Source organism: Polynucleobacter rarus, from assembly GCF_003072505.1.
Taxonomy (GTDB): Bacteria; Pseudomonadota; Gammaproteobacteria; order Burkholderiales; family Burkholderiaceae; genus Polynucleobacter; species Polynucleobacter rarus.
Genome location: NZ_NTGB01000001.1, coordinates 1275218 through 1293296, shown reverse-complemented (window position 1 = coordinate 1293296; position 18079 = coordinate 1275218). Strand labels below are relative to the sequence as shown.

Annotated in this window: 16 protein-coding genes; 11 read left to right on the top strand and 5 right to left on the bottom strand. The window is 39.0% G+C overall.

Features of this window, described 5'->3' with window-relative positions; genetic code table 11:
- Window positions 1–35 precede the first annotated feature (35 nt).
- Genes AOC35_RS06065 through AOC35_RS06025 form a run of 9 tightly spaced genes read left to right on the top strand, consistent with a single transcriptional unit; the run spans window position 36 to window position 9092 of the window.
- Entirely contained in the window at window positions 36–530 is a 495-nt protein-coding gene (locus tag AOC35_RS06065) for a 4-hydroxylaminobenzoate lyase (RefSeq protein ID WP_211307485.1), read from the top strand.
- A gap of 1 nt (window position 531) precedes the next feature.
- Window positions 532–2079 carry a 3,4-dehydroadipyl-CoA semialdehyde dehydrogenase gene (locus tag AOC35_RS06060; RefSeq protein WP_108646244.1) on the top strand — a complete coding sequence of 516 codons (1548 nt, stop codon included), beginning with the start codon at window positions 532–534 and terminating at the stop codon, window positions 2077–2079.
- Window positions 2080–2095: 16 nt separating this feature from the next.
- Complete coding sequence (locus AOC35_RS06055; RefSeq protein WP_108646243.1) at window positions 2096–3703, top strand: benzoate-CoA ligase family protein; 1608 nt, start codon at window positions 2096–2098, stop codon at window positions 3701–3703.
- A gap of 18 nt (window positions 3704–3721) precedes the next feature.
- Window positions 3722–4513: an alpha/beta fold hydrolase gene (locus tag AOC35_RS06050; RefSeq protein WP_108646242.1), complete on the top strand. Its 792-nt coding sequence runs from the start codon at window positions 3722–3724 to the stop codon at window positions 4511–4513.
- A gap of 32 nt (window positions 4514–4545) precedes the next feature.
- Complete coding sequence (locus AOC35_RS06045; RefSeq protein ID WP_108646241.1) at window positions 4546–5715, top strand: ABC transporter substrate-binding protein; 1170 nt, start codon at window positions 4546–4548, stop codon at window positions 5713–5715.
- A gap of 14 nt (window positions 5716–5729) precedes the next feature.
- On the top strand, window positions 5730–6614 hold the full coding sequence (locus AOC35_RS06040) for a branched-chain amino acid ABC transporter permease (protein ID WP_108646240.1): 885 nt from the start codon (window positions 5730–5732) through the stop codon (window positions 6612–6614).
- Complete coding sequence (locus tag AOC35_RS06035; RefSeq protein WP_108646239.1) at window positions 6611–7624, top strand: branched-chain amino acid ABC transporter permease; 1014 nt, start codon at window positions 6611–6613, stop codon at window positions 7622–7624. Before AOC35_RS06040 ends, AOC35_RS06035 begins: the two co-directional genes overlap by 4 nt.
- A 2-nt stretch (window positions 7625–7626) precedes the next feature.
- Complete coding sequence (locus AOC35_RS06030) at window positions 7627–8388, top strand: ABC transporter ATP-binding protein (protein ID WP_108648737.1); 762 nt, start codon at window positions 7627–7629, stop codon at window positions 8386–8388.
- The gene (locus AOC35_RS06025) at window positions 8385–9092 is read left to right on the top strand and encodes an ABC transporter ATP-binding protein (RefSeq protein ID WP_108646238.1); all 708 of its coding nucleotides are present in this window, start codon (window positions 8385–8387) and stop codon (window positions 9090–9092) included. Before AOC35_RS06030 ends, AOC35_RS06025 begins: the two co-directional genes overlap by 4 nt.
- Window positions 9093–9099: 7 nt before the next feature.
- Here AOC35_RS06025 and AOC35_RS06020 read toward each other — a convergent pair whose 3' ends face one another.
- The 4 genes from AOC35_RS06020 to AOC35_RS06005 form a co-directional block, all read right to left on the bottom strand.
- Window positions 9100–9573: an aromatic-ring-hydroxylating dioxygenase subunit beta gene (locus AOC35_RS06020; protein WP_108646237.1), complete on the bottom strand. Its 474-nt coding sequence runs from the start codon at window positions 9571–9573 to the stop codon at window positions 9100–9102.
- Window positions 9574–10857: an aromatic ring-hydroxylating dioxygenase subunit alpha gene (locus AOC35_RS06015; RefSeq protein WP_108646236.1), complete on the bottom strand. Its 1284-nt coding sequence runs from the start codon at window positions 10855–10857 to the stop codon at window positions 9574–9576.
- A gap of 330 nt (window positions 10858–11187) precedes the next feature.
- Window positions 11188–12555 (bottom strand): HD domain-containing phosphohydrolase, encoded by a 1368-nt coding sequence (locus AOC35_RS06010; RefSeq protein WP_108646235.1) that lies wholly within the window; start codon window positions 12553–12555, stop codon window positions 11188–11190.
- 58 nt (window positions 12556–12613) lie between these two features.
- Window positions 12614–14476, bottom strand: a complete 1863-nt coding sequence (locus AOC35_RS06005; protein ID WP_108646234.1) for a sensor histidine kinase — start codon at window positions 14474–14476, stop codon at window positions 12614–12616.
- 526 nt (window positions 14477–15002) lie between these two features.
- Here AOC35_RS06005 and AOC35_RS06000 point away from each other — a divergent pair.
- Window positions 15003–15674, top strand: a complete 672-nt coding sequence (locus AOC35_RS06000; RefSeq protein ID WP_108646233.1) for a DsbA family oxidoreductase — start codon at window positions 15003–15005, stop codon at window positions 15672–15674.
- A gap of 30 nt (window positions 15675–15704) precedes the next feature.
- Window positions 15705–17015 (top strand): ATP-dependent DNA helicase, encoded by a 1311-nt coding sequence (locus tag AOC35_RS05995; protein ID WP_108646232.1) that lies wholly within the window; start codon window positions 15705–15707, stop codon window positions 17013–17015.
- Here AOC35_RS05995 and AOC35_RS05990 read toward each other — a convergent pair whose 3' ends face one another.
- The gene (locus AOC35_RS05990; protein ID WP_108646231.1) at window positions 17016–18047 is read right to left on the bottom strand and encodes an NAD(P)-dependent oxidoreductase; all 1032 of its coding nucleotides are present in this window, start codon (window positions 18045–18047) and stop codon (window positions 17016–17018) included. It abuts the gene before it with no gap.
- Between the last annotated feature and the right edge of the window lie 32 nt (window positions 18048–18079).

The following is an 18079-nucleotide window of genomic DNA, read 5'->3' as shown; positions in this document are numbered from 1 at the left end:
TAATTCATATTAAATTAATTTTCAAGTGAAATGAAATGAATACATTAAATCTGATAGAGATCCACCAAGGTGAATTTAGAAAAAACCTTTCCACTATTACTCAATTGATAGGCATTCGTAAATTAGATAGCGATTTGGAATTATGGCTCAATCAAAATTTTGGAGTTAATTCTGTTTGGTATCAGGAAACAAAAAAACTTTGTATTACTGGCGTTGAGGAGGCTTGGTTGTGCAATCGCGAAGGGGGAGGAATTCGTTATGGTCGAATTTTTAAACCTGCTGATGATTTAGCAAGTTTTTCGGTTGATGTAGTAGAAATGGAAAATATAGCTGGACCGTACCATGTTCATCCTTTGGGGGAGATTGACCTAATTATGCCAATCGATGGTGAAGCATTATTTGATGAGCATGCGGCTGGTTGGATGGTTACACCTGCCGGTAGTGCTCATGCTCCCACAGTTACAAATGGTAAAGCATTAGTACTTTATTTGCTTCCCGAAGGTCAAATCCAATTCACAGAGAAAAAATAAGATGACTACATTGTTAGCAAATTATGTCAATGACCAATGGGTCAATGGTACGGGTCAAGGAATCGTATTAAAAAATCCGATTTCTGGTGAAGAACTTGTCCGAGTTGACTCTACGGGTCTAGATCTTGCTGCTGCTTTTAAACATGCCCGAGATATTGGTAGATCTCAGTTGAGCTTATTGAATTATCAGAGTCGTGCAAGTTTACTGAAGCAAATTATTGGTGTTTTAAATGAAAACAAAGAAAAGTATTACGAAATTTCTGAAAAAAATAGTGGTACTGTAAAAAATGATTCAGCAGTTGATGTCGAGGGTGGAATTTTTACATTGGGCTATTATGCGAAATTAGGGGATTCCTTAGGAACCAACAATTTCCTGTTAGATGATAGTCAGGTCAGTCTAGCGAAAGATCAAAGTTTTGCTTCGCAACATCTTTATGTACCCCTCCCAGGCGTGGCATTATTCATCAACGCATTTAATTTTCCGACTTGGGGATTTTTAGAAAAAATGGGCCCCGCGATTCTATCGGGTGTGCCAGTCATCGTAAAACCAGCCAGTTCAACAGCGTGGCTTACCCATGAGATTGTAAAAGATATTATTTCAGCCAAAATTTTACCTGCTGGCGCACTGTCTTTGATTTGTGGCAGTTCAGCAGGTTTATTAGATCATTTGGAGCCTTTTGATATGGTTTCTTTTACCGGCTCTGCCCAGACGGCAAAATTAATCCGTTCTCACTCTGCGATTACTGAATCTTCAGTGCGTATCAATATCGAAGCGGACAGTTTAAATTCTGCTTGGTTAATGGCAGATGTAAAAGCTGATGATGTAATTTTTGATCTATTCATCAAAGAAGTTTGCCGTGAAATGACGGTTAAATCAGGCCAAAAATGTACGGCTATTCGTCGAATTTTTGTCCCTGAACATCTTTTTGAACAGGTATCAACCGCTTTATCTGCAAGGCTTGCTAAAACAGTCGTTGGTAATCCTAGTAACCCCTCCGTGAGAATGGGGTCTCTCGTGAGTATTGAGCAAAAACATTCGGTTTTAAAAGGTATTCAAGATTTATCAGCAGTCGCGGAGATTCTGTTTGATGCCAATCAATCGCCATTCGTAGATGCAAATCTAGATTCCTGTTGCGTAGCTCCCGTATTGTTTGGTATTAAAAATGCTGAATTAGCGGATTCCGTAAAAGAAGTCCATGAATTAGAGGTATTTGGACCTGTAGCGACTTTAATTGCTTATCGCGATTCTGCTCAAGCTCAAGAATTGATTGCTCGAGGTCAAGGATCTTTAGTTGTATCGTTGTACGGGGACCAGCACGAAAGTCTAGTAGCGGCAACTTTATCTGTCGCAGCGATGCATGGACGGGTTCATATTATTAGTTCAGAAACTCTTTCTCAAACAGGTCATGGCAATGTGATGCCACAAACAATTCACGGTGGTCCCGGTAGATCTGGTGGTGGTGAGGAGTTAGGAGGAATCAGAGCACTTTATTTTTATCATCGAAAAGTAGGGGTTCAAGCACACCCTAATTTACTGAATCATTTATAAGATTTGAGGAGTTTATATGTCATTAACGAATCATCAGGAATTCTTAGGCACTCAATTTAATTTTGCCCAGTTTATCCATGATACAAATTTAAATCGTTTGAATAAGGTCGCTTATATTGATGATCATGGATCACTCACTTACGGTGATTTATTCGATCAAATGAAGAAATTTGGTAGTGCCTTACTTACAAGTGGCATCAGAAGAGAAGAGCGTGTGCTATTACTAATGTTGGATTGTAATGAGTGGCCAATTAGCTTTTTAGGCTCTATGTATGCTGGCATCGTGCCAGTTGCCGTAAATACCTTATTGACGGCACAAGACTATTCTTTCATGCTTGAAAACAGCCGCTCTCAAGCCGTTTTTGTTTCTGATAATCTGATTCCTGTATTAATTGAAGCCCTCGATATTGTCAAAAAAAATACTCAATGCGAAGTTCGGTCCATCATTGTGCCGAGAATTGAGCATCAGCATTTAGAGATGTTTCAGAAGTCTCATCCCGAAATTAAAGTCCTTAATTTTTCTGATTTTGTCGCAAATCCAAAAATAATGGAATCTGCTAAAACAGCACCAGATGATCCTGGATTTTGGTTGTATTCTTCTGGATCTACGGGTAGGCCAAAAGGAACTGTTCATACCCATGCAAATCCATATTGGACTGCAAAATTGTATGCCACGCCTATTTTAGATATACAAGAAAACGATATTTGTTTTTCTGCGGCAAAATTATTTTTTGCTTATGGTTTAGGTAATGGATTGAGTTTTCCTCTAAGTGTTGGTGCAACGACTGTTTTAATGGGTGGGCGTGCAACCCCTAATGAAGTTTTTAAAAGGTTTACGGAGTTAAAGCCAACGATCTTCTTTGGCGCACCAACCGGATACAGTGGCATGTTAGCAAGCTCAGAATTACCAGCAAAAAACCAAGTCGCTTTAAGAATGTGTTCGTCGGCTGGTGAGGCTTTACCCAAAGAAATTGGGGAGCGTTGGACAAATCATTTTGGCTGTGAAATTATTGATGGTCTCGGCTCGACCGAAATGCTACATATCTTTTTATCGAATCGACCTGGTGACGTGAAATATGGTACATCTGGCAAGCCTGTTGCTGGTTATGAGTTAGAAATTCGAGGGGAAGATGGATTACCAGTTCCCGTTGGAGAAATAGGTGATTTATATATTAAGGGGCCAAGTTCTGCCACAATGTATTGGAATAACCGTGAGAAATCACGCGAAACCTTCCAAGGAGGCTGGACGAAGAGTGGCGATAAGTACGTCAAGGATGAAGAAGGTTATTACACCTATTCTGGACGTAATGACGATATGTTGAAAATTAGCGGTATCTATGTTTCACCTTTTGAAGTGGAAGGTACCTTGGTACAACACCCAGCAGTTTTAGAGAGTGCAGTCATAGGCGTTCACGATGAGACTGGCCTTGTCAAAACGAAAGCTTTTGTGGTCTTAAAAGAAAATCAACAAGTTTCAAAAGAAGAGTTACAAGCTTTTGTAAAGGATAAATTAGCACCTTATAAATACCCAAGAATCATTGATTTTGTAACTGAACTCCCGAAAACTGCTACTGGAAAAATCCAGCGCTTTAAATTAAGGGATCAAGAAAAAGCAGTTTCTTAATTAACTTATTGACTTGATATGCAAACGACTCAAATCATCTGGAAAAATCAATCGATTGATATTGAATATCAGTGGTTGAATGAAACGCAAAAGGAAGCTCCCATCCTCCTGTTTTTGCACGAAGGCTTAGGTTCCATTGCTTTATGGAGAGATTTTCCTAAAACTTTGTGCGAGACCTTAGGATATAGGGGTTTAGTTTATTCAAGACCAGGTTATGGTTGGTCCACTCCAAGACCAACCAAAGAATATTGGCAAATTGATTTTATGCATCAACAAGCGATTGATGTTTTGCCAATATTTTTAGAGAGTTTGCATGTGCAATCTCCTGTATGGATACTTGGTCATAGTGATGGAGGCTCCATTGCCCTATTAGCTGCGGTGAATAAGCCCTTTCTAGTTAAAGGGATTATTGTCCTAGCTCCACATATTTTTGTGGAAAATCTTACTATCTCAAGTATCAAAGAAGCCAAAGAGCAGTATTTGAAAGGGGATTTGAAACAAAAATTAGCAAGATATCATCAGGATGTTGATTCTGCATTTTGGGGTTGGAATGATATTTGGCTTGATTCTGAATTTAAAAATTGGGATATTACCAATGAGATATCTTCAATTCAATGTCCTGTTTTAGCAATTCAAGGATTTGATGATCCGTATGGCACGATGGTACAAATTGATGGGATTAAAGAGCGTGTTCCTAATACGACTTTGCTCAAAATACCAGATTGTGGTCATTCCCCACATCGAGACCAACCTATAATTGTTGTTGATGGAATAAAAGAATTTTTAGTATCACAAGTAGCTGCAATTTAAGTTGTATTTTTATAATCATCCGGAGATTAGATATGAAATTAATTAAAGTTAGTTTGTTGGCCACAAATATCATTTTGGCCTTAAGTTTGGGTGCTGCTCAAGCACAAAATGCACCAAAGCTGAAGGTTGGCATGATGTTACCTTACAGTGGTACTTTTGCTTCCCTAGGAAATGCGATCGATAATGGCTTTCAATTGTATGTGAAAGAGCAAGGTGGCAAAATCGGTGGTCGTGAAATTACTTATGTTCGTGTTGATGATGAATCAGAGCCCTCAAAAGCAACTGACAATATCAATAAACTTATCAAACGAGATAATGTGGATGTTGTTATCGGAACGGTTCATTCTGGAGTTGCAATGGCGATGGCTAAGGTAGCTAAGGAGTCAGGTACGTTGTTAATTATCCCTAATGCCGGAGCTGATATCATCACTGGCCCAATGTGTGCAAAAAATATTTTTAGAAGTTCTTTTTCAAATAGTCAGCCTGGCTATGCGATGGGTGAGGTAGCTGCTAAAAAGGGCTTAAAAAATGCCATGACCATTACTTGGAAGTACGCCGCTGGTGACGAGTCAGTTAAGGGTTTCAAAGAGTCATTTGAAAAGGGTGGCGGTAAAGTTACGAAAGAATTGAACTTACCATTTCCAAACGTAGAGTTTCAAGCGCTTCTGACCGAAATTGCTGCAGCTAAACCTGATGTTGTTTATTCTTTCTTTGCTGGAGCTGGTGCAGTGAAGTTTGTGAAAGATTATGCTGCTGCTGGTTTAAATAAAACAATTCCACTCTACGGCGCAGGATTCTTAACGGATGGTACTTTGGACGCTCAGGGAGATTCTGCAAAAGGCATGTTGACTTCCCTTCATTATGCTGATGGTCTCAATACAAAGCGTGACAATGCATTTCGCTTAGCTTATGCCAAAGAGTTTAAATTACAGCCGGATGTTTATGCTGTTCAAGGTTACGATGCGGCCCAGATGTTAGCGATTGGTTTAAATGCAACTGCTGGTGATGTTTCGAAGAAAGATGATTTTGCCAAAGCAGTTACTGCCGCAACAATTGATAGTCCACGTGGTCCGTTTAAGTTATCTAAAGCACATAATCCAATTCAAGATTTTTATTTACGCGAAGTTCAAGGTAAAGAAAATAAATCGATTGGTATCGCGTCAAAAGCATTAGCTGATCCTGGCCGTGGCTGCAATATGTAATTATTGAAGGATTTATGGACTTCTTTACTTTCTTGATTCAAACGCTGAACTCTGTCCAGTACGGTTTACTATTATTTTTATTGGCCGCTGGCTTAACCCTCATTTTCGGTATTATGGGGGTTATCAATTTGGCTCATGGTAGCTTCTACATGATTGGTGCCTATTTAGCCTATGGACTTGCTCCGATTGTTACGGGGATGTTTGGCGGTGGTTTCATTACTACGATGTTATTTGGTTTAGTTGTATCCATCCTATTAGGATATTTTCTAGAGTGGGCTTTTTATAGTTATCTCTATCAACGCGATCATCTTCAACAAGTATTAATGACATACGGTTTGATATTGGTTTTTGAAGAAGTCCGAAGCATTTTGGTGGGCGATGATGTACATGGCGTTCAGATGCCTGATTGGCTATCAGGTAGTATTCAACTCAATGATGTTATGACCTATCCAACTTACCGCGTATTTATCTCCGGTATGTGTTTACTTCTCGCGGTTGGGATGTATATCGTCTTGACACGTACCAAGCTTGGCATGATGATTCGCGCCGGAAGTGTAAACCGTGAAATGACTCAGTCCCTAGGTATCAACATTCAATTTTTATATAGAGTGGTTTTTGCTTCAGGTGTGGCAATCGCTGCATTTGCTGGGATGGTTGCTGCTCCAGTTTCTTCAGTCTATCCAGGTATGGGGCAAGGGATTTTAATTATTTGTTTTGTGGTGGTTGTCATTGGTGGTATCGGTTCAATTAAAGGAGCCTTTGTTGCTGCGTTATTGATTGGTTTTGTTGATACCTTTGGGAAGGTCTTTCTTCCTCAAATAGCGGGTGTTTTAGTTTATATCTTGATGGCTGTCATTCTTCTTTGGAAGCCAAGTGGGCTTTTTAAGGCGGGCTCATGAAAAAATATCCAGTTATTTTCTTGGGGTGTTTACTTCTTTCTTTTGCTGCAATCCCTTTGTTTGGAGGTGATTATGGTATTGATTGGATGACAAAGACAATTATTTTCGGCATTTTTGCTTTGAGTCTTGAGTTGTTGGTGGGCAGGACCGGATTAGTTTGTTTTGGACAAGCAGCTTTTTTTGGAATTGGCGCCTATGCGACGGTCATTTTTTCTACGGATGTTGCTCAGCCTTTAGTAGCTTTTTTACTTCCCATTAGTGTTTTATTAGCAGCACTCTATGCGTTATTTGTAGGAGCTTTATCCTTAAGAACTAAAGGCGTATATTTTATTATGGTCACTTTGGCCTTTGCCCAAATGGCTTACTATGTGATTCACGATACCCCAATCGGTGGAGGTACTGATGGTATTTATTTATACGTCAAGCCAAATCTCCCTGGAAATATCTCGTTGAATAGTTCCTTAAATTTTTATTTGTTTACTGTTTTCATCTTGTTTAGTGTTTTGGGACTATTGGGTTTAATTACAAGGTCTCGCTTTGGTAGGGCCCTGCTTGGAATTAAATTAAATGAACAAAGGATGAAGGCCACCGGGTACAACACTTATTTTTATAAACTAGCTGCTTTTGTAATTTCTGGAGCGATTGCTGGTTTAGCTGGTTTCTTATTTGCTGTAAAAGATGGCTATGTCAACCCTGAGTTATTAAGCTGGCATCAGTCAGGAGCGGTCCTCATCATGATTATTCTTGGTGGCCTTGGCCATTTAAGGGGTGCTCTTATCGGGGCATTTGCCTATAACTTATTAGAAGAGTTCTTTAGATCTGAGGCAATATTTGGGGTATTTACGAAGCATTGGCATTTGGGACTTGGGATCGCAATCATTCTCTGTGTAGCCTTATTACCGAAGGGTTTGATTGGTCTGCCTAGTCTTTGGCAAAACAAACTCGTTGGTAAAACAGCCGAAACTCCCGATGATAATGATCAAGTTAGCTCTTCAGGAAGTGGACATTAATGATGACAACTCATAATCAAGATATCGTTTTAAGAGGGACTAATCTTACAAGGCGGTGGGGTGGTTTAGTGGCTGTTAATGGCGTGAATATTGAACTTTTAAAGGGGCAGATTCATGCTGTAATTGGTACTAACGGGGCTGGTAAATCAACCTTAATCAATTTGCTTTCTGGAGAAATTGAGCTATCTGATGGTCGAGTCGAATTGCTAGGAAAAGATGTTACTAACTCTGCGCAACATGAGCGAGCTCGTTTAGGTTTGGGCAAGAGTTATCAAAGAAATACGATTTTTAACGAGTTAACCGTTTTTGAAAATTGTCGTTTGTCGGCACAAGCAAACTATCAACAGCCCTGGAAATTTTGGCAGGATGGAACATCCTGTAAGCTAAGTACTGAACAAGCGATGTTCGTGATTCAAAAAACCGGTTTAGAGCATATTATGCATCGGCCATCTGGGGTAATTTCTCATGGTCAAAAGCGTCAGTTAGAAGTGGCGATGTGCCTTGCAACCAATCCCCAAGTCTTATTACTTGATGAGCCTTTGGCGGGAATGGGAGCGGATGAAACCGATAGAATGTTGAGTTTCCTCATGGAGATTAGAAAAGACCATGCAATTCTACTGGTTGAGCATGATATGGATGCTATTTTTAAAGTGGCTGACGTGATTACGGTAATGGTCAACGGTTCTGTGATAGCCCACGGAACAGCTGCTGAGGTCAAAGAAAATAAGGATGTAAAAGTCGCTTATTTAGGGGAGGAAGCTTGAATCATTTATTAGATGCGCGTGATATTCATGCTTGGTATGGCTCTAGTCATGTGCTACATGGCATTGATTTACATATTCAGAGTAAGGAGACGATTGGACTTCTCGGTAAGAATGGTATGGGGAAAAGTACCCTTATTAGAACATTACTTGGCCACGTTGCCCAACGTGAAGGACATATTGCTATTCGCGGTGTGGATGCCATGCAGATGCAACCTTATCAAGTTGCCAGACTCGGCGTTGCCTATGTTCCAGAAGGGCGGGGAATTTTCGGTAATTTGACGGTTAAAGAAAACCTATTAATGGCCTCAAGACCCGGTCGTCATGGTGAAATGGATTGGACTTTAGACCGCGTTCTTAGTACATTTCCTCGGTTAGCAGAACGATTATCTAATTTAGGTGATCAGTTGTCTGGGGGGGAGCAACAAATGCTATCCATCAGTCGTGCACTGATGACACATCCGGAGTTATTGATTTTAGATGAGGCAACTGAGGGGCTAGCGCCCTTGATTGTTGCTGAAATTTGGCGTGTAATTAAAGAAATCCGCGGAAGTGGCATTGCAACTTTAATTGTCGACCGTGACTGGCGCAAAGTGCTTCAACATTCTGACCGGGCTTTAGTTTTACAAAAAGGACAAGTGGTTTTGCAAGGGAATTCCCAAGAAGTTTTTCAGCATGCCGATCTATCCAAATACTTAGGAATTTAATTCCAGTTTATATCGGATAGATAATCGAATTAGAAATCATTTCTGAATCAAAGACGCAATTTCTGGATTTAATTTTTAATTGCTGATTTTCAAAAACCAGTACATCAATGTATCGCCCCACATTCATGACTTCCGTTGTTTCACTGAACTTGGTTCTAAAAACGGCATAGTTCGTCTCACAAAAAATCTGCTCCTCAGTGGCCTTTAAAATCAGGGGTAAACCAATGATGTGCCTTTGGTAGTATGGGTCATGATAGAGGGTATTCGTAATACCGTAGACACGGTCCTTTAGCATCCCTTTGGATAATAGAGCTAAAGTACATAATGGCATTTGACGATCAAAGTTTTCTCTAGGTTGAATTTTATAAGAGCAATCCTCTACAAAGAGGTCCATCCATGCTTGCCAATTTGCTTGGTTCACCACACTTGCGTATTGCGCATTCAAATGAATAATTTTTAAAAGTAAATTATCTTGATCCATTTATTTCTCCATCACTTTGCGCCAATATTGATACATGCCGCGAATCAGTGTTTCAGTAACCATGTGATCCGTATTTTCAACGCTGTATCCGCCTAATTGAACTAAAGCTCGGTGGCTCGGTTTTTGTTCAAAGCCTTTTTGAGAGAGTTCAATAACTTCACCATCATCCGCTGATACAAATCCCGCTGGGCCAAAGAGATTAGCTTGTATGAGGCGTCGTTGCGTCATTTCTTCGCTATCGTCTTTAAAACCGAAATGCGTCCAAACAAAGTCGAAAGAGCCATGCCCATTCGGTTGAATATGACGAGTTGAAACACTATTGACTTGCTGTTGAATAATGACAGAGGGAAAGAGGGTCAGCATGACTGCTGTTGGACCATTCCACCAAGGCTCTTCTACGATATCAATTAAACGTTTATCTTGGATTTGCATGGTATCTTTAAAGGTTGTTACACCCGCTGTTACTTCTTGGGACTTAACACCGGCATTACCCCTGCGTGAAATCATCGCCGCATGACGATGATGTTTGTCCATTAGTAATTTTGATTCATTATCTGCACGCCATAATCCGTAAGTGACAAACCAAGTATGTAATAAACCAGGGTGATAGGGGTCTTTAATATTTTCTTGCATCAATTTCCAGTTCCCCGGAATTTTTTGACGGTTATAGCCCAAAATCGTGAGTTCTCGCCCATCAAATAGACGATCGAAGTACGTCAGCATGTCTTCACCCAAAAATTCTTCAAGGGATTCGATTTCGTGATCAAAGCTGGCAAAAACGACACCACCCCGAGTAGCGACTTTTAACTGCGTTAAATGATTCTCACTCGGATTAAACTCTTTTGGCATGCCACCTTGAACTTGACCATCTTTTTTTACCCCTCTACGAAAGGGGACACCCTGTAAATCACCTTTTAAACTATAGTTCCATTGATGGTAAGGACAAACAAATTCTTTTTTATTGCCATGGCTTTCACGACAAAACTGCATACCACGATGGGCGCAGACATTTTCAACGACATAAATTTCTGAATTTTGACCGCGAACTAAAATGACAGAGCGCTCGCCAATCACTGTTCTTTTAAAGTCTCCTGCATTGGGGATCTCAGCTTCTAAGCCAACATAACACCAATGATTTTTATAATAAAAACGATTTAATTCTTCTTTGTAAATCTCTAGATTTGTGTACACCTCAAAAGGCACGTGACTTGTATCTTTGAATGGCCATTCAAATTGATCAATTTGATCTATGCTGGAATGAACTTGCTGTGAAGGATTATTCATTGAAATTTTATAACCTATTTTTCGGTGATTCGCTTAATTAATTCATCTTCATTTTAATCTCCTAACGGAGTCATCAGGCTATTTATTAGAATATTAAGCTATGAATAAGTGTTAGATAACTCAAGACGTATTTGGGTACTAATTTAGTGCTTAGGTGAAGTAGGTTAAAAAGCTGGAAGGTCATTACAAGAATTAGCTTCGGCCTATCTTTTAAAGATCGCTAAGCTAATATAGCCTGCTATGTTTACTGAAAAGAAATCTTTATTTGGGAGAAGTAGAAATGAATTGTCGTATCAAAGCGAATAATTAATATTGAAATAACGGGATGAATTATTGATCACCATAAGTTAAAGCAATTGCCCGAAATGTTTCCAATTCATCAATAAAGGCATCAACGATTAACGGGTCGAAACGAGTCCCTTTTTCACGCTTGATTTCTTCAACTGCGTCCTCGTGAGTCCATGCTTTCTTATAAACACGTTTGCTGACTAAGGCATCATAAACATCAGCTAGCATCATAATCCTAGCTTCAAGCGGAATAGATTCACCAGCTAAGCCTCGGGGATAGCCAGTTCCGTCCCATTTTTCGTGATGACCTCCAGCAATCTTAATCGCTTTTGTGATTACATCAGACTGGGCATCATCATTTTCGATGTCGCCGGATTGTAATATGGATTCTCCAATTAATGTGTGTGTTTTCATAATGGTCCACTCAGTTTCAGTGAGTGAGCCTTTCTTTAACAATATTTTATCTGGAATACCCACCTTACCAATATCATGCAACGGCGCTGCTTTAACTAATGACTTAACAAAGCTATCTGAAAGTTCATGAAGGTAACGCCCATTTTTTCGTAAACGTATAGCTAGTAAGTTGACATAGTGTTGGGTGCGGACAATGTGATTTCCCGTTTCGTTATCCCGTGCCTTAGCAAGTGCAGTGATAGTCGACAAGAATTGGAATTCTGAGTGACTTAACATCTCTTTGACTAGTTCAGCATTGATTGAATCATTGTCTGCAATCGACTCTAGCTTTTTGCGCCAATCGCTTTTGAAAGATATGTGGGAAGTTAAGTCCTTTGAAATAAAAGATCCAAGACGCGCCTCAAGATAGTTGGCTGTCAAATGTTGTAAAGAAGTAACCGCCATTTTTTGCATTACTCTCGATTTATGTATCTTTACGGTAGATTCAGAAATATTTAAAATCTGCGCAACCTCTTTACTTAAAGGAACTTTTACCAGTAAATCACAAACCTCTTTTTCCTTTGGGGTTAATAGGGCGTATAAATTTTGAATCCTATTTTTTTCATCGAGTGAATTCTGTGATTGACGATCTGCTTCAATCGCCAATTTAATTGGACTTAATAACTGTTGATCACTAAAAGGTTTTAAAATAAAATCTTTTGCACCATTTCTAAAAACATCAATTATTTGCTTTTGATGACTTTGACCGCTTATAAAAATGATTGGTGTCGTTTTACCTTTTTGGAGTAGTTTCTCTTGCAATTCTAGCCCAGACATTTCTGGCATTTGCATATCTAACAAAATGACTGCCGGCGACTCAATTGGAAATGCATCTAGAAACAAACTTGCTTTAGAAAAGCTGAAAACCTCGTAACCCATGTCCGTTAAGGTCAGGGTTAAAGAGTCTCTTATTGCCTCATCATCATCGATAAGATAGATGTATCCCAAAGTTTTCATTTATAACAATTCTCAAAGATTTTAATATAACGTTTAAAAAAATCTTACGCTATTGTCCCTAGGGATTATTCGTTTTAAAAAGACGTGGAGTTAATATTTTATTAGGTATGGAGAGAGTAAATTTAGCGCCGCCCATGTCACTTCTCTCATAAACTATTTTTCCATCATTTTTTGTAACAATGTATTTGCACAGCCATAGACCAATTCCCATCCCGATATTTTTTTCATTACTTAATAATTCAAATAAATTGTGATGTCGGTCTGCACTAATCCCTCTCCCACTATCTGAAATTGAGATACTAGTCATGTTTTCGGTAGAAGTCTGAGTCCCTTTGATGAGTATTTCTTTATGTGTGACATCAGAATTGGATAACTCTCTAATCGCGTTAGTCAGAAGATTTAATAAAATTTGATTCAATTCAACTTCATTCATCGATACTTGTATCTTAGGTTCAACATCAATATTTATAGAAATCTCTTTCTTATTAGCTTCTGGCATGATGATCGAAAGGACTGACTGAAGAACATTATCAAAGTTAATTAATGCGTTTTTCGTGTAAGTCTCTAGAAAAATAGATCGTAGTGATTGAATAATAGTACCTGCTCGGTCATTATCCCTAGCCAATAGGGCTAGAACCTTACTAGTCAGCTCAGGGTCTAGTTCATTTTGATTCAGCTTTTTTTGTAAAAATTGTATATTTAAATTCGACGCACCGATTGGTTGATTTAATTCATGCGCAATTGATGCCGCTAGAGCGCCAGTTACCGATGTTTTGTTCGCCCTGAGCAAACTAACAACAAGTTGTTCTTTTTCTTTTAAGAGCCTTGACGTTTCTTCATTTAACAAGGTTAATGAATCAACAGTTTTAGCCTTCATCTCAAACTGTTTTCGATTTGTGATGTCAATAATATACCCGCTCCAGGGAACATTTTTAAAGTCCTCGCCTCTTGGTGAAGAAGAAACTTGAATCCATTTAACTGAACCATCTGCCACGATTAACCTAGTTTCAATTAAAAAAGTATTACCAGAGTAATACGCTTCTAAATTGGTCTTCCAAAAGTGTTCTTGATCATCTGGATGAATTTGTTCGATGATCAGGGACGAGTCCGCCATAATTGACTCAGCGTCGTGTCCAAGAATATCCTTAATGGAAGGGCTAATGTACGTGAATTGACTAGAGTAATCGGGAAAAAGCACGAATTCATAAAGGGCGCACGGCAAAGTTGTTGCCATTCCTTCAAAGCGGTTAAGTGCTACTTGCTCAGCTTTACTTGCTTGCGAATAGAGAAAAGCACTAAAAGTAAAATACCAAAAGATACCCAAAACAAATATGCAAATAAAAATAAGTGAATTGATCATGTTCGTATCAAAGGCACTCGCAGATATTCCAAAGGGTGCAAATATAATTCTAAAAGCCCAAACTAAGGAGCTTAAGAAAGCCGTGACAGCTAGTATTTTTATGTGTAAATTAGGATTTTTTCGATTAATCCTAATACAGATGTAGCCACAATATAAATATATCGTGAATACAAGAGTTGATACACAAATTGTTTGATAGGTTTTACTGAAATACAAGCCAATAAAACTTAAAGCACTGCAATATAGTAAAAGATATCCAATCGAGTAAATTACCTTATGTTTGAATTTACTTTCATTACCCTCAATCTGTTGGAGTCCGATAGCGAAGAAGATATAGGCATTAAATGCGAGGCCATTTGAAAGGAGATAGGCTAATGATAAATTCGATTCAGTTCGGAATATCGTAAAAATCGTAGCAATACCCATCAATAAAGCACCAAAAGCCCAGAAAGTAATAGCAGAATCTTTAGTTTTACTAATGAATTGAAATAACACACCTGCATAAGCAAGAGACAAGATTCCATAAAACAAGAAAATAGATGAGATGAGAGTAATATTCATTTTTTTTTAATCTGTGAGCAATCAATCTTAATCTGAATTTCAGGAATTAAGAACAAACTACAAGGCGTTTTAAAAAGTTTGAAGAATCATTATTACATGGTCTGAAACTGTTTTTAGGCTGGTATTAAAGTAGACTTTGTAATTGTAGGTTCTTCTCTAATTGTTAAAAAAAATGCTTTTGTATTCGCAATAGTTTACCAATGGTGACTAATTACATTCTTGTTGGTCTATTACTCGTCCTAAAGTAAGAAGGATGTCGCCCATTCGATCAACTCTCAAATCAAGAAGCGAAGATGGTTAGATTGCTCTCTGGCAATGAATTTAGATCAATTAAAGCTGTGTTTTGCAGCAATGGCTACCGTGGTCACAATAATTAAAGAAGTTAATGGTGGTGATGTAGATCATTTTTTGGATCTTGTGGCAAAATCATCGTTAGTGGTCCGAACGTAGTAATAAATATCAAGGTTGTTGTAGTATGAGGTTTAAGTAATTTTTTTTAGTATTTAATTCATTAGATAATATATTCATGATAGTAAAAATTCACGTAGATTTCGTTTCAGATGTCGCTTGCCCATGGTGCGCGGTTGGCCTTGGACATCTTGAACAAGCAGCACTGAATGTTGGCGATCAAGCTGAAGTAGAGATATTTTTCAGACCATTTGAATTAAATCCAAATGTGCCAAAAGGTGGGATGAATACAATCGAGCATTTGTCCGAGAAATATGGCTCATCGGCCCATGATATAAAAATCAATCAAATTAAAATTCGGGAACATGCTCGCTTAGCTGGATTTGATTTTAATGATGAAATTAGGCCGATGATTTATAACACTTTTACTTGTCATCGCTTGTTGCATTGGGCTTTAGAGGAACATGGATACGTAGCCCAATATCGATTAAAAAGAGAGTTGTTAGAGACGTGCTTTTGTCGGAATGAAGATTTAGAGGATCCTTATAAGCTTTGCGCGGCAGTGGAACGGGCAGATTTAGACCCATTACAAGCACTTGAAATAATTAACTCAGGTCAATATGGCCAAGAAGTACGCGAAATGGAAGAGCATTATCGACATTTGGGGATTCAGTCAGTTCCATCCATTATTATGAACGGAAAGTACTTACTGCAAGGTGCGCAGCCCATCGAAGTATTTGAAAATGCATTCCAAGAAATTGTGGATGAATTTCTAGCAGATACAAAATAGTAATCCAATTTAAACGATAGAAATTTTGTTTTGATTGAAATTACTCCAGAATATGAGGCGGTGCTGGCCGCTATTGAAAGCAAAGATCCTTACATTTTTATTAGTGGTAGAGCTGGAACTGGTAAATCTACTTTAGTTAATTATTTAAGGACAAACTCTACCCAGGAACTGGCTGTTGTGGCCCCAACCGGTGTTGCTGCTCTGCAGGTTCGGGGAATGACCATTCATTCTTTCTTTAAATTTCCCCCGCGTTTAATTTTTCCTGAAGAAGATATTAAAAAACTCAAAGATCGACGCCTTTATAACAAACTAGGTGTTTTAGTGATTGATGAAGTGTCCATGGTTCGAGCTGATATGGTCGATGCGATTGATATGTTTTTGCGAGTCAATGGACCAAGAGAAGGGCGGCCATTTGGAGGAGTGCAAATTATTTTTGTCGGTGATTTATTTCAGCTCCCTCCAGTTGTTAGAGCTGAAGAACTCGAAGTCTTAAGAAGTAGGGACTATGAAGAACCTTATTTCTTTCATGCAATGGCTCTGCGTAATCGAGAGTTAACATTTATAGAGTTAAAAAAAATCTTTCGCCAAAAAGATGAATCCTTTACTAGCTTATTAAATCAAGTTCGGATTAATCAAGGTGTTGAACAAGCCTTAAGAATTATTAACGATAGTTGCTATCAACCAAACAATCCGTCCAATAATCACACTATTGTCCTAACTACGACCAATCAACGTGCTGACAATATTAATCAACAGGCTATGAGCGCCCTGAACACCACTACGAAAATTTACCGTGGACGAATGGAGGGGAAGTTTGTGGTAGATGAGAGAAACTTACCCTCGCCTATGGACCTCACTTTAAAGTTAGATGCTAGGGTCATGTTTACTGCAAATGATAAAAATATCCCAAGAAAGTGGATGAACGGTTCACTCGGTAGAGTAGTGCAATTTTCAACTGATAGCGTCACAGTTGAATTAGATCCACCGCTTGGAAAATCCTCAAGATATTCAAATTTTGTCGAAGTACCAGTCTTCACATGGGAGTCTTATCAGTATGAGTACGACGATAAGTTAGACCAAATCAAACCAGTGGTAAACGGTAGTTTTCAGCAATTCCCCTTGATGCTTGCTTGGGCAGTTACTATTCATAAGAGTCAAGGAAAGACTTTGGAGAGAGTTACAGTTGATTTAGCGGGAGGTGCTTTTGCACCTGGTCAAGTCTATGTGGCTTTAAGCCGTTGTACGACTCTAGATGGAATCAATTTAGCTAAACCCATCAAGCCATTGGATGTGCGAAGTAACTCACACATCCAACATTTTTACCGACGTTTAAGCCATTAATTAAGATTTAGATACTTTTTTAGTGCTTTTGATAGGGGCTTTTTTAACAGCACTTGTTGACCAGTTCTCTAATACTTTATAAACAACTGCTGTGTCATCCTTTTGATGACCTAGTGCTGCTGCAGCATGATAAATTGGCATGCATGAACTAAAGAGTGGGGCTGGGACATTGTAAGACTTGATAGCTTCGCCAATTAAATGCATATCTTTCGCCCAGACCTCAATCTTCATAGTCGCTACATTCCAAGTACGGTTGGCCATCGATGGGCCACGGACCTGGAACATTCTTGAACTACCAGCGCCGTCACCAATTACTTCAACAACTTGGTTAGCATCTAAACCCATTTCAGCACCAAGCAGAATCGCCTCAGCCGCTGCCACGTTATGAATCGCTACTAAATGATTCGCCACCAATTTCATTTTCATCCCTTGGCCAAACTCGCCAACATTATATCTGGCACGGGCAAAACCTTCAAAGACGGAATCCATTTTTGTAATGGCTTTCTTATCACCACTCGCATATACAGCTAGGTCTCTAGTAATCGCTTGAGCACCAGTTCCGGAGAGAGGGCAATCCAGCAATATGATGCCTTTAGTAGCGAGTAATACTCGAGCTGCTTCTTTTGCATCATGGGGTAGAGTACCTAATTCAGCAACGATAGTACCTTTTTTTGCATTTGCAGCAATCTCTTCAGAAACGGCTTTTAAAGCATAAACAGATGGCAAAGATAGCAATATGTAATCACAGGATTGTGCCACCTGCGACACTTGTGCACAGATGGTAATTCCTACTTTTTTGAGTAATTTTTGTTGTTCTTTGCTCGGGTCAAAGCCAAAAACATCGAAGCCTGCAGCATGCAAGTTTGTCGCGATTGAAGAGCCCATGATGCCCAAACCAACCACCCCAACTTTAGTTGTCAGGACGATTGTTTTTTCATCGCTAGATACATCAGATGCGGACGTTAATTTTGTTTTAGGACTCGTCTTAGTGGGCGTTTTTTTAGTACTTGTTTTCGTTAATTTGTTAGTCATCTTAGAGTTCTTTAAGTATTAATAAGTTAGTG

Coding starts and splice junctions, on each gene's coding strand:
- AOC35_RS06060 (WP_108646244.1), top strand. CDS start 532: ATGACTACATTGTTAGCAAATTATGTCAATGACCAATGGGTCAATGGT.
- AOC35_RS06035 (WP_108646239.1), top strand. CDS start 6,611: ATGAAAAAATATCCAGTTATTTTCTTGGGGTGTTTACTTCTTTCTTTT.
- AOC35_RS06065 (WP_211307485.1), top strand. CDS start 36: ATGAATACATTAAATCTGATAGAGATCCACCAAGGTGAATTTAGAAAA.
- AOC35_RS06055 (WP_108646243.1), top strand. CDS start 2,096: ATGTCATTAACGAATCATCAGGAATTCTTAGGCACTCAATTTAATTTT.
- AOC35_RS06020 (WP_108646237.1), bottom strand. CDS start 9,573: ATGGATCAAGATAATTTACTTTTAAAAATTATTCATTTGAATGCGCAA.
- AOC35_RS06040 (WP_108646240.1), top strand. CDS start 5,730: ATGGACTTCTTTACTTTCTTGATTCAAACGCTGAACTCTGTCCAGTAC.
- AOC35_RS06010 (WP_108646235.1), bottom strand. CDS start 12,555: ATGAAAACTTTGGGATACATCTATCTTATCGATGATGATGAGGCAATA.
- AOC35_RS06050 (WP_108646242.1), top strand. CDS start 3,722: ATGCAAACGACTCAAATCATCTGGAAAAATCAATCGATTGATATTGAA.
- AOC35_RS06015 (WP_108646236.1), bottom strand. CDS start 10,857: ATGAATAATCCTTCACAGCAAGTTCATTCCAGCATAGATCAAATTGAT.
- AOC35_RS06030 (WP_108648737.1), top strand. CDS start 7,627: ATGACAACTCATAATCAAGATATCGTTTTAAGAGGGACTAATCTTACA.
- AOC35_RS06045 (WP_108646241.1), top strand. CDS start 4,546: ATGAAATTAATTAAAGTTAGTTTGTTGGCCACAAATATCATTTTGGCC.
- AOC35_RS06005 (WP_108646234.1), bottom strand. CDS start 14,476: ATGAATATTACTCTCATCTCATCTATTTTCTTGTTTTATGGAATCTTG.
- AOC35_RS06000 (WP_108646233.1), top strand. CDS start 15,003: ATGATAGTAAAAATTCACGTAGATTTCGTTTCAGATGTCGCTTGCCCA.
- AOC35_RS05990 (WP_108646231.1), bottom strand. CDS start 18,047: ATGACTAACAAATTAACGAAAACAAGTACTAAAAAAACGCCCACTAAG.